The organism is Fischerella sp. PCC 9605, assembly GCF_000517105.1.
Classification (GTDB): Bacteria; Cyanobacteriota; Cyanobacteriia; order Cyanobacteriales; family Nostocaceae; genus PCC9605.
Genome location: NZ_KI912150.1, coordinates 1 through 14,892, shown reverse-complemented (window position 1 = coordinate 14,892; position 14,892 = coordinate 1). Strand labels below are relative to the sequence as shown.

The following is a 14,892-nucleotide window of genomic DNA, read 5'->3' as shown; positions in this document are numbered from 1 at the left end:
CCCGCACTCCGTGTTTATCTCAACCAAGAGTTACAAAAAACCCCGCTTGGTCATTAGTCATTGGTCATTAGTTAGTGGTTAGTGGTTAGTGGTTAGTAGTTAGTAGTTAGTGGTTAGTGGTTTACTACTCCCCCACTCTCCCCATCTCCCCATCTACCCACCTTCCCCTACTTATCGTCCCGCACGGGTAGCGGTGTATCCAAAATTTCCATCAGCAACTCTAGCCGGGATGGACGTGATAGCAATGGAACCAAATTTGGCAAAGAGTAGTAGTCACCCGCAAAAGTGAAGGTATCCACAGGTACTTGCTTTTCTTTCAGCTTGCCTTCAACGTAATCACACCATTGTCCCACTCGGACGATGATGACGTTAGGCATTACTCCCAAATCTCGCTGATAGGCTTGGTAAGCTTCAGCAAAGTATGGCTGGGTGTTTTCGCCTTCGTCGGTGACAATGATAATTTGTTCTACTAGCTGCTTTTTCAACCGCATGGTTTCCAGTCCCGCACCGATGCTAGTCCCACCGTTAGCAAAAATGTGCTGAAACGCTTTTTCCCAGTCTGACAGTTCTGTACTCTGTGCTTTCACTGGGTAAGCAATGGTGTCAAAAGCATACACAAACAAGTCTGCTTCGGTGATACCAGAAATTAAGGCGGCAATTTGTTTACCCACTTCTAGCGCTATATCCATGCTTCCAGACTTGTCAACCAACAAGGCTGTTGGCTTGGCAATTTTACCGCGCTTTTTGACTTGCTCGTTCGTGACTTTTTCCAGCTTTGCAACAGTTTCCGTATCCAACTGGGTGACATCGGCGGCGACTGTGGCTTTGAATGCAGAGACGCGATCGCTTTTTGCTGCTTGTTCCAACTTCCCATCAATCAATTCTTTGACTTCTGGGTGTTCCATTGCACCCCGTTGTTTGAGGGATTTGAGGTTGTTAATTACTTCTTGCGGTGACATGGAGTTAATCAACGCTACCAGCACCGTTGGTGTGAGTTGCTTCACCGCACCAATGGCAATGGTATAAGGGATGTTATGCTCGACAATCAAAGCCGCTTGTTCGGCTGGTGTGGCAGATCCAGCCACTTGCTTGAGAATAAAAGCAAGGCTGTCTTGTGGTGGAGTATCTTTGAACAACACCGCATCTGCACGCATATTTGGCTTAATATGCAAAGTTGCATACAGGTGCTTCATCGCCTTGCGTCCGCGTAAAGCAGCGCGATCGAAAAGCTGAGGGTTGATTTCCCGCGCTTGCAAATAACGCCGCACGGCGGTACGCGCACAACGCGGAACTTTACCTAGTTGCTGCTTCATAAAGTCTACAATTCGCGCCACTTGGTAAGGTGGAAACTCTTGCAGCATGACAAACCCAGCGTCGCGGTGTGCATTCACATTGCTTGTCAGCAAATGTCCCACAAACACTTCTTTGTGGTCGCGAACATCACCGTTATGCTGATACCATACAGCTAGATGTCCGTAGAAAATCGGGTCAAGCTCTACTATTAATTTATGGAATTCTGCTACCTTCGACCGTTCGCGGTGAGGAGTTGTCAGCAAGCTGTTGAGAAGTTCTAAACGCAAGTCGCGTTCTGCTGTATTCATGGGTACTACCTCCATTTTGTGAAGAGTTGTGCGGAGGTAGTTGTCGCACGTTTGCGAGTGAATAATCACCGCGCAAGTCGAGAAAGCTGTTTGTTTATACATGGGAATCGAACCCGTCTAATCGGTTAACAGCCGAGTACTCACCATTGAGTTAGTATGTAAGCTTTCTCTGTTAGGGCGCGGCGACAACTACCGTTTTAACTTGAGGAAGGCTGGATGTCAATCAAAGGTTTTAAGTCTGGTTCAACCCAGCTACTTCGAGCCACCCAAGACATCAGTAAATCCCGACTGTAGTATTGCAGTGGCAGATACTTATTACCGTAACTATCGATTAGTCCGTTAGTCAGCTGCAATAGCGAATCTTTTCTGTTGTTAACTGACAAATAACGACGCACTATCTGAATCCAAAATAGAGTGAGAGTTTCGTGATAGCCGCTATTTTTTGTAGTTTGAATACCCATAGCTGCGTTATACCGCTGGATACTTTGGCGAATGCGATCGCTTCCTTCTTTTTCCCCATATTGTGTGAGATACCATAATGCAACTGTCAAATGTGCAGTATGATTCCACTCACATCGTGGCAAAGTGCAATGATTGAATGCAGCTAACAAATTTTCGATTTCAGCAACTGTCTGAAATTTGCTACATTTATCACTCATTATTGAGTTAAATAATTTATAATTTTAAACACTTCGCGCAAGTTGAAGAAGCTGTTCGTTCATACACAGGGATCGAACCTGTTACACTTACTTTATCAGAGTAATGCTCTACCAATTGAGCTAGTATGTAAGCTTTTTATGTTAGGGCGCGAAGTGAAAGATTGATTGCCCCACACAAGTTGGAAAAGCTATTTACATTTTGACTTTACCAATTTGTCTACATCGCCAAACAGTGGCGATGGTAGGAGTCGTAGACGCCCACAGGGCGGCTTCCCGTAGGGTACCTACAAGTTCCTTGCGGAACAATTATGTATGTAAGCTTTACCTGTTAGGGTGCGGGACAAATTTTTATCCGTAAACTGCTTCTGGTCTTACTATTAAATCACCACTTGGTCTGCGATCAATTATGTAAGATTCAAAGCGATTTAATTGCACATCAAAATGTTGTGCTAGTCGCTCTTTGATAGCGAAATCATTCATGCTTGTTGTTAAGCCCAGTTGTGACTCACTAATATCATATGAACGACCTTCAAAACGAATGTGAACCATACTCACACCTCCTTTTGATATATATTTTGGGAGGTTAAACACTTTTTATATATTTGACTTTTGTTTGTTGTTGTTTATATACTACCTGCATACTACACGATGTGTCAATACCTGAGAGGATTTTTTTTCAATCTTTACAAAAAGGTCTGTGACAAGGTGGCAAGACCTTGATTGAATCTAGTTAGTAACCACGATTATTTAGATGCTAATCTGATAAAGATGCCTACAGTTCTACAGCGATCGCTATAGAGTTGTAGGCATGAAGTTACAAAGTATTTATACTCATGCTATTAGCATTTTTTATATAGGAAAAAAGTAGCGTATTTATCTTGACAGTTATTAATTTTTATTTTTGCAGTCAATGCAGATATCTAAACTAACCATCAACTATCAACTACTCACAGCCATCACAAAAAATATATGCATTTGTGCCGATTAGCATTACATTAGAGAGACTATATTAAAAAATAATTAAATATATTAAGTACTTATAATTAATCTGCTAAATCTTTTCTTTATTTTGCTTATAATCAAGAGGTATAGCTCCACTCTTTCAACTTGAGATACTCTTTCCTCTGACACTCTATCCTTGGAGAGCAAAGGCAATCGACTTGATAGAGTTGAGAAGCGAGCCAGTCTTGAATGAGCGCTATCCAGCCGCTCTCGGAATGCCTCGTCTGTTCATTCAAGCATAGACATGAATGCAAATGAGATTTTCTGGAGAAGGAATGGAACTGGCACAAGTGGTTATGGGTGAACAAAATAAGCAAAACTTCCAACCGCCGTTAATTTTAGCAGTGGAAGATAATGATGATAATTTGCTGCTGATGAGTTACACTCTTGAATCACTGGGCTGTAGACTGATTTGTCAAACAGACAGTTCAACTACTGTACTGGTAGCTAAAGAGTATCAGCCAGACTTGATCCTGTTGGATATTTTGTTGCCAGGTATCAATGGGATTGATGTTATGCGCTATCTAAAGCAAGAACCGCTAACTCGCAATATTACTGTTGTTGCAGTCACAGCTTTAGCCAGTACAGAAGATCGAGAACGCATCTTAGATGCAGGGTTTGATGACTACATCAGCAAGCCTTATATGATTGAAGATTTAGAGGCAATAATTTACCGTTATGTTGGTGAAAAATTAGATAATTATTCGGCTGTGGACTTGTGTTAGAAATAAGCTACATTTTAAGGATGTAGCTTCCAATCTATGAAGCCTTTCTCCTCGCTTTAGCGCTGGGAACAGCATTACGAATATTAGGTATATCAGACAAGATGGCAATAATGCCTGAACGACCGCTTTCCAAGGTAGCATCACTAAGTATTTCGACTACAGATACATTTAAGGTCTCTTCAATCAGTTCCTTGATTTCAGGTTGAATAGCATTATCTAAGTCTGATCTGACTTGTTCAGCTAATTCTTGTCTACCTGTTTGAGCTAGTAACAGCTCTGGTGGTGTAATAGAATTCTCAATTACAATCACTAAATTTTGGTCTGACAACTTACAGGTAACTTTACTTGGCTGGTGTCCAAGTTGTTCCCGATACAAAGCTTGTATTCCCTGTGCTAAAGTTCGTTCTGCTTGACCGCGAGTTGGAGGTGATGTTGCCATATGTTCTTTTCCGGAAGATGTAGACCACCAGTAACAAGCCAACAAGTGTAGTGGAATTAATCAACACTCAAGAGTGAGTTGTCAATCATCAATAGTAGTTTATTTTGACCCTGAAATGCCAGTCGCTACAACGGAACGGCAGGTGCTACAACGGGGGGAACCCCCGCAACGCACTGCCTCGGGAACCTCCGCAACGCGCTGGCTCCTCTTGACTATGGACTAACACCTTACTTTTTGAGTTGTCGCTAGTAGTGTAACCTAAAAAACTAATTTACGTCGGGACAATTGTTTTGTTTGTTTACTGTCTCAAATAGTATTAGGAAGCATTGTCCAAAGTCACCATCCGAATGAAGTATTTTCAGTAAGCATCAAGTGATAATTGCTTCCTTATTATTTATTCCTTTTTTAGGATTCAACTACACTAATTACATCCAGTTTAGTCAATAGACTTTTTGCCAAACTCCCTTTTTAGGTATTTATATCAAATTGTCTTTACTTGTCATTCTGTAGCCGCAAGCGTCTACAGCATGACACAATAATACCTTTCCCAATTTGGTATTACAACAGCAGAAACATATTAAGGCTATAACACCTTGATAAATTTAAGATTTTTTTATAAATTCAAACTTTCAATTTGGCTTATAATTTTGGCAATTTAACTGTAAAAACACTGCCTTTACCAAGTTCAGAGGCTACTTCAATAGTGCCACCATGAAACTCGGCAATACGGCGCGAAAGATGTAAGCCCAAGCCACTGCCAGCGCGTTTGTTTTTACCTTGACGAAACCGTTCAAAAAGTGTCGGCAGGTCGTCCGCAGCAATTCCGTACCCGGTGTCTTGTACTTCTGTTATTACCCATTTTTGATTGGTGGAAGATGGAGACGTTTCCAAAATGCGAACGTTTATCCCACCTGTATCTGTAAATTTGATGGCATTTCCAATCAAGTTACTGAAAATTCGTCGCAGTTCTAGGCGATCGCCCATGACTGTGCTTGCACTTTCATCGCTTGGATCTAATTTGCTGGCATCGATTTTCAGCATCAAGTCCTTTTCATCAGCAAGCGGACTGAGTTCTTGAACGACTTCTTCAATAATCTGACGGAGATTGCAGCTTTCAAATTGCAAGGTCTTTTTACCTGCCTCAAAACGATGGACTTCTAGCAGGGTGTTGACCATTTCCAACAGGTTTTGGTTACTGCGAATCATAGCGGCGATCGCCTGTTTCATTTCTGGCGAGATTTTGCAGAAGGCTTCCTGTTGAAATAAATTCAGCATTCTGTCTGCAGCCACTAAAGGAGTCCGCAAATCGTGAGTCAGACGAGAAACAAAGTCTTCTTGCTGGCTAAATAATTTTTTTTGTTCGTCAAGACTGTGCTTTAATCGCAACAGCGATCGCACTCTGGCGAGTAGTTCATCTTGATCGAATGGTTTGCGGATAAAGTCATCTGCCCCCGCATCTAAACCTTCAACGACACTGACATCATGAAACGCAGTTAACAACAGGATGGGAATGTAATCTATAATCGGGTTACTACGGATGCGGCGCGTGACTTCATAACCATCCAACCCTGGCATCATCACATCTAGCAGAATCAAATCGGGGGGAGATTGTTCTATTTTTTGTAACGCAGTTGCACCATCTGCTACTAATTCAATTTCGTACCCCTCAATCTCCAAAATTGTTTGCAGCAGAACGAGGTTGTCGGGAGTATCATCGACAGCAAGAATACGATCTACTTTTGAATTTGTAGCTGGTAACATATTTTATTTACTTTTCAACTGCAAAACAATTTATTATTTTAGCTGCTAGCAAGCGGGTGAAAATTACCTGTCTCCTCTTTCTCTTGGTAGTCCCTGCATTCCTTCTTGAGCAAAACGGAGGTTGTCTTGTTGTTTGGCTAAGTGTTTTTTTGATGTTGATGATAGGTGAGTAAGTTTGGACATTCTATCTTGATTTTGCTGCTTTGATGAAATGTGACGCGGCAGTTCAATGCGAAACACCGAACCTTGACCCAATTCACTTTCGACACTGATTTTGCCACCCATCATTTGCACTAGTGCATCTACAATCGGTAAACCCAGACCTGTGCCAGGATATTTGCGAGTGATACTCTGGTCAAGTTGTCGGAAAGCTTCAAAAATATATTGTAAATCTGAGGAAGCAATACCAATACCTGTATCCCAAACTGCTATTTCGATTCGATTATCTGCCAGTTCTTTGACATCTACTCCGATGCTACCCGACTCTGTAAATTTAATTGCATTAGATAGTAAATTCATTAGAATTTGTCGCAAGCGCAGAGGATCGTTAAACACCATGCGGTTTTGCAATTCAGCCTGAACGTGCACGGAAAGTTTTTTTGCCTCTGCTAGGGACGTGGTTTCCGCTACGGTGGTTTTAACTACCTGTGAGAGATCAAAGATTTCTGGCTTGAGATTTAACCTGCCTACCTCTAATTTAGAAAAATCGAGAACTTCATTGAGCAGCATTAGTAAGTGCTTGCTATTGTTGAGGATGCGTTCTACCATATCTCTCTGCTGGGTAGTCAAATCCCCGCATTTAGGACGTAACAATAACTGGGAAAAGCCAATAATGGCATTCATCGGGGTTCGCAATTCATGAGATATGGTTGCTAAAAACTGCGATTTTAGCTGTGATGCTTCCTTGAGTTTGAGGTTTTGTAATTCTATCTGTTGCTGTTGAGCCTCAAGTTCTTGATTTTTACGAGTTAGCAACTCATTGCTTTCTCGCAGTCGTTGATTTGCTAAAGCTACTTGCATTTCGGCTTTGTAAACCCGCATGGCATTCCGCAGAACTTGTGCCAGGGTTTCTGGGGAGACTCTAGACTTGGAGAGGTAGTCTGTAGCACCCGCTTTCATCAGTTCCACAGCAATTTGCTCATCTCCTTGGCCCGTGAGGACTACCAAAGGTACTTTGACGCCGTGAGAACGTATTTCATTGATTAAGGTTAAACCATCTTGATCTGGTAAGCGATAGTCAAGGAAAACGCAGTCGAAAGAAGTATTCCTCAAGGCAGCGATCGCGCCGTTACAATCCTCCGCCTCAAACAGCTCTACATTTACACCAGCTGCCTTTAAGGCTCGGCGCACTCCCATGCGGTCTACTTCGTCATCGTCTACAACTAGTATTTTTAGCGTTTCTTCCATCGCCATTAGCTATTGCTCTTACATATAAATTCTTGTATAACATTGAAATTTTTCAACCACCCTAAAAAATTTGTCATTTGTCATTTGCTTTTGACTCTGTACAGACGTGCCATGGCACGTCTGTACAACTCTTGACTCTTGACTAATTAAGGCATTTCGCACAGCGTCCAATATTTGTTGAGCGTTGCCATTAGTTCAATAAAATTAGCAAATGTCACAGGCTTCAATAGATAGCCAGCAACATTCAAATTATAAGCTTCCACTCGATCTTTATCTTGATTGGAAGTTGTCATTACTACTACAGGAGTTGGTCTTAATTGTGAGTCTGATCGTAGCTCTTGCAAGAATTCGATTCCACCCATTTTGGGCATATTTAAATCAAGCAAAATTAAGCGCCGTGAATCAGGAACCTCTGGAGGTTTTCCATTGTTACCACGTAGCATTGTTAGAGCTTCGACTCCGTTAGTGGCAACGTAAAGTGGGTTGGTAATATTAACTTTTTTGAATGCCCGCTTGACATTCATTACATCTACTTCATCATCCTCCACTAACAGTATATTGATCGATCTTTCTGCCATCTTTCAGTTTAAATTGAGTTGGTTTTCTCTCTAATTTGGTTTCTTGACTAGACTATTCAGAGTCAGGGTGGCAGCTAATTACTAAATCATAAATACTTTATTAAAAATAAGTAATTAGCTAACTGAAAATCATCGCAATCCTACTCGATTTGCTATAGATTTCGGTCTAGAGTTTGTTTGTTGCTGCTCAGCAGATGTATGGTGCAACCAACAGCTACTAACAGCATGAAATATAAGTTCCACAACTTTAAAGCATAGAACCAAGAAAAAGTAGTAAAAAAAATTACTACTTAAACTAGCTAAACTAATTGTAATTTGACCGATTGAACTACGTCTTCAGCCATTGGCCATAGTTGCTAAGAAAGTTTTGTCTATAAAAAGCTTAAGCAGTTTTATTCTCTCGCTTGCTTAGGCCAAGTAAAGCGGAAGGTGCTACTTCCACCAAGGCGGGACTCCAAGGCGATCGCACCTGTTTCGGTTTCTACAATTTTCTTAACAATTGCCAAACCAACTCCTGTGCTTTCTTTGCGATCGCGTGCCTCTAGTGTTTGGAAAATTACAAATACTTTATCCTGGTACTCAGGGGCAATACCAGGGCCATCATCTGTGACGGCAAATTCGTAATAATCGTTCCGGTCTTGCACAGAAATTTTGACATGACCGTCAGGTCGGGTGTGGTGTTGAATTGCATTCCCAATCAAGTTAGTAAACACCTGTTGCAGAGGCAATCGCTTCGTTTTCAAAGTAGGCATTCCTGGTTGGATGTCAATGGTAAAAGTAGGTGGCGGTGCCAGCGATTCAATTACTTCCTGTAATAATTCACCCACATTCACAACAGACACAGGCGTTTGGATACGCCCAATCCGGGAATATTCCAGCAACCCGTTAATTAAAGCTTCCATACGGCGGACTCGTCCGCGCAACAAATCCATTTGCTTTTGGTTTTCTTCTGTTAGCTGGTCTTGCAGGTCTTCTTCAATCCATTCGGAAAGATTAGCGATCGCCCGTAAAGGTGCTTTCAAATCATGGGAAGCCACATAGGCAAATTGATCTAATTCATCATTGCGCTTCTTCAACATCGCTGTTGTTTGGGCCAAAATCGTATTCATCCGCGTCAGATTTAATTCTGTCTGCTTGCGATCGCTAATATCAATGCATGAACCTATATACCCAGCAAAACTACCATCAGCATTCCACCTCGGCGCACCTGTATCTAAAACCCAACAATATTCACCATCAAAACGCCTGAGGCGATATTCCATTTTAAATGGTTGCCGCGCATCAAAAGCCGTAACATATGTATCTAAGCAACGTTCTATATCGTCGGGATGTACTCCCTCTGCCCAGCCGTTGCCTAGCTCTTGCGCCATTGTGCGTCCGGTAAATTCCAGCCAAGGTTTGTTAAAATAATCACAAAGCTTATCGATACCAGACATCCAGATCATTACGGGTGCGGTGTCGGCCATAGCGTGGAATCGTTCCTCACTCTCCCGCAAAGCTTGCTCTACTAGTTTGCGATCGGTGATATCAGTTACTGTGCCGATGTAACCTACTACCTCACCGTTTTCCTGAGTTTCGGCAACTGCTTGTCCTAACAACCAAACTGTTTTACCGCCTGGTTGTTGAAATCGGTACTCAGCGCGAAATGGTAGCTTTTTTTGTACGCTTTGGTTCCATTTAGCCAGAACCTGCTGTCTATCTTCGGGATGGATAGCGGCTACCCAACCCAGACCGAGTGCTTGTTCTGGAGTTAACCCAGCAATTTCACACCAACGCTCGTTCACATAAAGACAGTTGCCAACAGCATCTGTATGGAATATGCCAACAGGAGACATTTTTGCTAGGGTAGCGTAGCGGCGATCGCTTTGCTGTAATGCCTGCTGCGCTAACTGACGTTCCGTCTCGGCTTGCAGTAATTGTTCTTTTTGGTGCGTGGCAACTTCTATTAGTGCTGTTGGTGCGCTCACACTTTGCTGTAGTTGTGATTTGAGTTGGCGGATTTCTGCTTCAGCACGCTTGTAATTGCTAATGTCCCAACCTTCCCAAGCTAACAAAACTACTTGCTCTGTTTGATCTCGAATTGGTTTAATGGAAAAGTCAATCGTTGCAATTTCATTCCCCGCACCCAGAACATCAACTTCGTAGCGAATGCATTCTCCTTGCGCCGCAGCAGCGATCGCTCTTTGTAATTCGCCTTGAGTCTGTGGTGAAATTGCCCACCAACTAGCTTCCCAAAAGGGACGACCAATCAAAGCAGCGCTATCAAGTCCTCCAAAATCCAACGCTGCCTGATTTACCTCAGTTACAGTCCCATCTGGTTTCATGAATCCCATCAATTGCCAGGTCTGATTAAAAATGACACGAAAGCGCCATTCACTTTCCTGCAAGGCTGCTGCCACCTGCTCTAATTTATTAGTGTTGATTTCAGCAAATTTGGGTTCTTGAACCATAGCTGTAAAATTTATCGAATTGGTAATTAATTGTTGTTCGACTTAATTACATTTAATTGCTTTCAAGGCATTTACTCCCTTCCCACCACAAGACTACCTAATTTATTTCTTTGTGTTCTTTGTGTTCTACCCTGTGGGAAGCCACTGCGCGTCTATTGGTTCGTTTCAAAAATCCCTCCTGTAACCATAGGTATTTTTCAAGTGGGAAAAGAGTAGTTTTAAAGATAGGTTTCAACTACTGATTGTTTTCTCCTTCTTTACACTCTTATACTCTTTATTTAATGAATGTTGCTGGTTAATTACTCAAAATTATTACAGCTAAATTTCATGTCAGTATTTCATAATTCTTCATAAACTAACCTATATCCTTAGCTAGATTTTGCCTATATCGACTGGTTAACAAATGTAAAAATGCTATTTCTATTGGTGGATGCAGGTTTATGAAAAGATCATCTATCTTAGGTTTTGGAAAATAAAAAACAAAAGTCACAAAGTCGACTTTCGACAGATATGATCGGCGGAGAGTACGAGTAGCAATGAGTGAAATTAGTATTGTTTTAATTGAAGATCATGACTTGACACGAATGGGGCTAAAAGCTGCATTACAGACTGATAGCGCAATTCGAGTTATTGGTGAAGCGGCAAATGCCACTAAAGGTCTGAAATTATTGGAAACTGCCAAGCCTGATGTGGCTGTTGTGGATATTGGCTTGCCTGATATGGATGGTATTGAACTCACCCGCAAATTTAGACAGTGGCAAGCCGAGAATGAGGACGCTTCAACCAAAATCCTCATCCTGACAATGGAACACTCCGAGGATACAGTACTTGCTGCTTTTGCGGCAGGGGCAGACTCTTATTACATGAAAGATACAAGTATCGATAGATTAACAGAAGCAATTCAAGCAACATACGAAGGTAACTCCTGGATCGATCCAGCGATCGCCAACGTTGTGTTGTTGCAGATGCGGAAAGGTTTGCCAACTAAGGAGTTATCCGATAAGCCCAAGACAGTAAAAATAGATGCCCTAGCACCAGAATATGAACAAGTTTTAGAAACTTATCCCTTAACTCAACGGGAATTGGAGATTCTGGAGTTGATTGTAGCTGGGTGTAGTAATGGTCAGATTGCAGAGAAACTGTATATTACCGTCGGAACGGTTAAAACCCACGTACGCAACATTCTAAATAAACTCTGTGCTGACGATCGTACCCAAGCAGCTGTTCGTGCCTTGCGTTCAGGGTTAGTGGCGTGAATCTTGGGGGGATTGGGTACTGGGGTTGGGGAAGAATCAAACCCAATCCCTAGTTTTAAGCTTGAGCTTTAAACGCCCAAAATACACCTTCTAAAGCTCAAAACTTGATGAAAAAATAACAATCAATTAATCTTCATTACGGTGCTGCCACGCTACACCAAAAGCCGCTCCTGCCCCAGCTACCAAACCAGTACTCATTCCCTGTATAGTTTTAGCGATCGGGTCTTTGGTCAGGCACTCATTCGTAACTGTACTCGCTTGCAAACAGGTATTGCTTTCTGCCCAACTAGCCGTACCTCCTAAAATTACACCAGCTAGACTACAAGAAACGACAAGCAGTAAAAGGCGTTTGGTTTTTCTATCCATAGATGGTTGTGAAAATTTGATGAATTGCAAAGATTCCTCAACTACTTTACACAACCGTTGCTCTGGTGTCAGCAACTTTAATACAACAATCGAGAGCGATCGCCTGATGCCAAACAAGATTTTGTGCCTGGTTCAAGTTGACATAATTTATCCTTTTTGGGAGAAAATTAATAATAGGTAATCCCTATTAAAACCTGGCTAGAGGAATCAAAATGAGTATCTTGCGTAAAATGGCATTGAGTGCTTTTATGGCTCTAGTTGTAGGAGCTGTGGCTGGTGTTGTTTACAATCAACCTTCTTTGGCGGCTTCATCGGGTATAGCCGCAGGTGTATGTGGACGTGCACTTTCGGCGATTAAATAACGAAAAAACTTAATGCTGGCAAAAGCACCTGTGGGAGCTGAACCGCAGGTGCATAGCCTCATTATGAAAATTCAGTCTATTCAATTTTTAAGTTGAAAGGCAAACGGGCGTAGACACCCTGCGGATCGTTCAGCTTTTGCAGAATTGAGATTTCAGCTTGTAGTTTTTGTAATTCAGTTATGAGCGGCTCTGGTAGTTTTAGTTGTGTTTCATCTAGTTTGAGAGCAGTTCGCGCTTCTTCTGGGGTTCGTCCAAATAGACGCTCTCCCAAAGTTCCAAATTGGGGATATTCTTGCAATTGCCAATCTTTTCCTAACTTGGCTTGTCCAGCCGCGTAGGCAATAGCAGCATCCAAACCGCCAATTTCATCTACTAAACCAATTTGTTTCGCTGCTGTACCAGACCAGACTCGACCTTGGGCAATTTCTGCTACCTTTGCTTCTGGAATTTTCCGACCTTGGGCAACTTTATCGAGAAATAGACTGTAAATTTTGTTGACACTACGTTGGTAAAGTGCCAATTCATCAGGTGTTTTGGGGCGAGAAAGCGTTTGGCTATCGGCATAGCGTGCGGTTTTAACTGTATCCCAGGTGACGCCGTTGTTACTGGCTAGTTTTTGAGCATTGAACAGAATTCCAAATACACCGATTGAACCCGTAATTGTATTTGGCTCAGCAAATATACGGTTAGAATCGCTAGCAATCCAGTAGCCACCAGAGGCGGCAAAATCACCCATGGATACTACAACTGGTTTAACTTCCCGAGTTAGCCGCACTTCCCGTTGCATGACTTCCGCGCCTGTAGCACTACCACCGGGGCTGTTGATTCGCAGGACGATCGCCTTCACATCTTTATCTTGTCGCAGTCTGCGGAAGATTCTGGCAAAGCGATCGCCACCGATATCTCCTTCATCACCCAGGCCGTCAACAATCTCGCCTTCAGCATAAACTACGGCAATTTTATTTTTGGAATCGCGTTTTCTGTCCAGTAACTTGTCACTAACTTGTGAGTATTCGTTGATGCTGATTTGCTTGAAGCTTTTCTCATCTTTATCGCTATCTGTTAGCTGCTTGAGGTCAGCAACTACTTGATCGAAATACCCAACTTTATCTACCAAACCATTGGCTTTGGCTTGATCTGCCTGCAAGAACGCTTGATTATCTGCGATCGCCTGCAATTTCACAGGGGGAATTTTGCGGCTTTTTCCGACTGCATAGCGCCACTCTGCCCACACATCATTCAATAATTTTTGAGTTTGTTGGCGGTTCTCCGGACTCAGTTTTGTGAGTACAAAAGGTTCAACTGCTCCCTTAAACTTTCCTACCCGCACGACTTGCACGCCGATACCGTATTTTTGCAAGGCTCCCGTCAGGAACAATGGTTGCGAACTCAAACCATTGATTTCCATTGCTCCTAAGGGGTTAAGCACGATTGTATCGGCTACCGAACTCAGATAATATTCCCGTTCTCCCCAATCCATGCCATAGGCTACTACCTTTTTTCCCCCAGCACGGAACTTCTCTAGCGCCTGACGAATTTCCTTGAAAGTAGCGAAGCCGGCAGTGTCAGCTTGGGAGGTACGAGTGGCATCCAAGTAGATACCAACAATACGTTGATCGCGCCGTGCCTTTTCCAAAGAATCCAGAACAGCGCGGAGGCTCATCTGCTCCTGCTCATCACCAGATAGGGTTTTTTGGAGCAGTTGGCTAGAACTTGGCTCCCCGTCGGTAATTTTCATTGACAAGTCAAAAACTAGCATTGACTTATCTTTAACTTGCGGGCCCATATCTCTGGAGGCGGCAAACAGTAGCAGTAAAAGTCCTGTAGTTCCTAAACCGAAGAAAATGAACAGTCCCAAAACGCTTCCAACTAAGCTGGCAAAAGTTTGTTTGATAAAATTCTGCATATTTTCGTTATTAGTCATTAGTCATTAGTCATTGGTCATTAGTGATTGGTCATTGGTCATTAGCTTTTGACAAATGACAAAGGACAAATGACTAATGACTTAAATATTAGTCCTTATATTTACACCCAATACCTCACACCTATCACCTAAATCGGCAAAATTGGATGACTTTTATACTTATTTTATAGAAAATTGCGGGAAGCCGAAAACCACTCACCTTTAAGGTAGTGGTTATATCTGATTAAATTATAAATAACAACAACAACAACAGCGTAGCTGATATGAAGTTTTATCACTACGCTGTTTTCATATCTATACAAAATAATCTTTTACATCTATAATGTAAACAACGATATTGAGAGTAAGTGAGGATGAAAGTC

The 14,892-nt window shown here is 42.3% G+C and carries 13 protein-coding genes and 1 tRNA gene; 3 read left to right on the top strand and 11 right to left on the bottom strand.

All coding sequences use genetic code 11. The annotated features are described in order from the left end of the window. Positions 1-167 precede the first annotated feature (167 nt). The 4 genes from FIS9605_RS0123490 to FIS9605_RS0123475 form a co-directional block, all read right to left on the bottom strand. A complete protein-coding gene (locus FIS9605_RS0123490; protein WP_026734777.1) occupies positions 168-1,601 on the bottom strand; it encodes a vWA domain-containing protein in 1,434 nt (477 codons plus the stop codon). Between the two features lie 197 nt (positions 1,602-1,798). Then, positions 1,799-2,260, bottom strand: a complete 462-nt coding sequence (locus tag FIS9605_RS0123485) for a hypothetical protein (protein ID WP_026734776.1) — start codon at positions 2,258-2,260, stop codon at positions 1,799-1,801. Between the two features lie 60 nt (positions 2,261-2,320). Then, positions 2,321-2,390 (bottom strand) — tRNA-Ile (locus FIS9605_RS0123480). A 218-nt stretch (positions 2,391-2,608) separates the two neighbouring features. After that, positions 2,609-2,809: a hypothetical protein gene (locus tag FIS9605_RS0123475; protein WP_026734775.1), complete on the bottom strand. Its 201-nt coding sequence runs from the start codon at positions 2,807-2,809 to the stop codon at positions 2,609-2,611. A gap of 707 nt (positions 2,810-3,516) precedes the next feature. Here FIS9605_RS0123475 and FIS9605_RS0123470 point away from each other — a divergent pair. After that, positions 3,517-3,987: a response regulator gene (locus FIS9605_RS0123470; protein ID WP_197036136.1), complete on the top strand. Its 471-nt coding sequence runs from the start codon at positions 3,517-3,519 to the stop codon at positions 3,985-3,987. A gap of 34 nt (positions 3,988-4,021) precedes the next feature. Here FIS9605_RS0123470 and FIS9605_RS0123465 read toward each other — a convergent pair whose 3' ends face one another. From FIS9605_RS0123465 to FIS9605_RS0123445, 5 genes are all read right to left on the bottom strand, one after another. Continuing rightward, positions 4,022-4,426: a DUF2294 domain-containing protein gene (locus tag FIS9605_RS0123465; RefSeq protein WP_026734773.1), complete on the bottom strand. Its 405-nt coding sequence runs from the start codon at positions 4,424-4,426 to the stop codon at positions 4,022-4,024. A 639-nt stretch (positions 4,427-5,065) separates the two neighbouring features. After that, positions 5,066-6,187: a sensor histidine kinase gene (locus tag FIS9605_RS0123460; protein WP_026734772.1), complete on the bottom strand. Its 1,122-nt coding sequence runs from the start codon at positions 6,185-6,187 to the stop codon at positions 5,066-5,068. 63 nt (positions 6,188-6,250) lie between these two features. Continuing rightward, positions 6,251-7,594 carry an ATP-binding response regulator gene (locus FIS9605_RS0123455; RefSeq protein WP_026734771.1) on the bottom strand — a complete coding sequence of 448 codons (1,344 nt, stop codon included), beginning with the start codon at positions 7,592-7,594 and terminating at the stop codon, positions 6,251-6,253. A gap of 146 nt (positions 7,595-7,740) precedes the next feature. After that, on the bottom strand, positions 7,741-8,172 hold the full coding sequence (locus FIS9605_RS0123450) for a response regulator (RefSeq protein ID WP_026734770.1): 432 nt from the start codon (positions 8,170-8,172) through the stop codon (positions 7,741-7,743). A 392-nt stretch (positions 8,173-8,564) separates the two neighbouring features. Then, positions 8,565-10,622 (bottom strand): PAS domain-containing sensor histidine kinase, encoded by a 2,058-nt coding sequence (locus FIS9605_RS0123445; RefSeq protein WP_082209843.1) that lies wholly within the window; start codon positions 10,620-10,622, stop codon positions 8,565-8,567. A gap of 536 nt (positions 10,623-11,158) precedes the next feature. Here FIS9605_RS0123445 and FIS9605_RS0123440 point away from each other — a divergent pair. Then, positions 11,159-11,878, top strand: coding sequence for a response regulator (locus FIS9605_RS0123440; protein ID WP_026734768.1), 720 nt, complete (start codon positions 11,159-11,161; stop codon positions 11,876-11,878). Between the two features lie 126 nt (positions 11,879-12,004). On the opposite strand, the gene FIS9605_RS0123435 is transcribed toward FIS9605_RS0123440, so the two are convergent. Then, a complete protein-coding gene (locus FIS9605_RS0123435) occupies positions 12,005-12,244 on the bottom strand; it encodes a hypothetical protein (protein WP_026734767.1) in 240 nt (79 codons plus the stop codon). 212 nt (positions 12,245-12,456) lie between these two features. On the opposite strand from FIS9605_RS0123435, the gene FIS9605_RS44315 reads away from it, so the two are divergent. Next, the gene (locus FIS9605_RS44315; protein ID WP_197036123.1) at positions 12,457-12,606 is read left to right on the top strand and encodes a hypothetical protein; all 150 of its coding nucleotides are present in this window, start codon (positions 12,457-12,459) and stop codon (positions 12,604-12,606) included. A gap of 76 nt (positions 12,607-12,682) precedes the next feature. Here the strand turns inward: FIS9605_RS44315 and sppA are convergent, their stop codons facing one another. Then, positions 12,683-14,512: a signal peptide peptidase SppA gene (gene sppA / locus FIS9605_RS0123425; protein ID WP_026734766.1), complete on the bottom strand. Its 1,830-nt coding sequence runs from the start codon at positions 14,510-14,512 to the stop codon at positions 12,683-12,685. Between the last annotated feature and the right edge of the window lie 380 nt (positions 14,513-14,892).

What these genes read in the sequence shown, in the direction of transcription:
- FIS9605_RS0123445 (WP_082209843.1), bottom strand. Translation starts at nt 10,622, where the DNA reads ATGGTTCAAGAACCCAAATTTGCTGAAATCAACACTAATAAATTAGAG.
- FIS9605_RS0123465 (WP_026734773.1), bottom strand. Translation starts at nt 4,426, where the DNA reads ATGGCAACATCACCTCCAACTCGCGGTCAAGCAGAACGAACTTTAGCA.
- FIS9605_RS0123475 (WP_026734775.1), bottom strand. Translation starts at nt 2,809, where the DNA reads ATGGTTCACATTCGTTTTGAAGGTCGTTCATATGATATTAGTGAGTCA.
- FIS9605_RS0123460 (WP_026734772.1), bottom strand. Translation starts at nt 6,187, where the DNA reads ATGTTACCAGCTACAAATTCAAAAGTAGATCGTATTCTTGCTGTCGAT.
- FIS9605_RS44315 (WP_197036123.1), top strand. Translation starts at nt 12,457, where the DNA reads ATGAGTATCTTGCGTAAAATGGCATTGAGTGCTTTTATGGCTCTAGTT.
- FIS9605_RS0123435 (WP_026734767.1), bottom strand. Translation starts at nt 12,244, where the DNA reads ATGGATAGAAAAACCAAACGCCTTTTACTGCTTGTCGTTTCTTGTAGT.
- FIS9605_RS0123450 (WP_026734770.1), bottom strand. Translation starts at nt 8,172, where the DNA reads ATGGCAGAAAGATCGATCAATATACTGTTAGTGGAGGATGATGAAGTA.
- FIS9605_RS0123490 (WP_026734777.1), bottom strand. Translation starts at nt 1,601, where the DNA reads ATGAATACAGCAGAACGCGACTTGCGTTTAGAACTTCTCAACAGCTTG.
- FIS9605_RS0123470 (WP_197036136.1), top strand. Translation starts at nt 3,517, where the DNA reads ATGAGATTTTCTGGAGAAGGAATGGAACTGGCACAAGTGGTTATGGGT.
- FIS9605_RS0123440 (WP_026734768.1), top strand. Translation starts at nt 11,159, where the DNA reads ATGAGTGAAATTAGTATTGTTTTAATTGAAGATCATGACTTGACACGA.
- FIS9605_RS0123455 (WP_026734771.1), bottom strand. Translation starts at nt 7,594, where the DNA reads ATGGAAGAAACGCTAAAAATACTAGTTGTAGACGATGACGAAGTAGAC.
- FIS9605_RS0123485 (WP_026734776.1), bottom strand. Translation starts at nt 2,260, where the DNA reads ATGAGTGATAAATGTAGCAAATTTCAGACAGTTGCTGAAATCGAAAAT.
- sppA (WP_026734766.1), bottom strand. Translation starts at nt 14,512, where the DNA reads ATGCAGAATTTTATCAAACAAACTTTTGCCAGCTTAGTTGGAAGCGTT.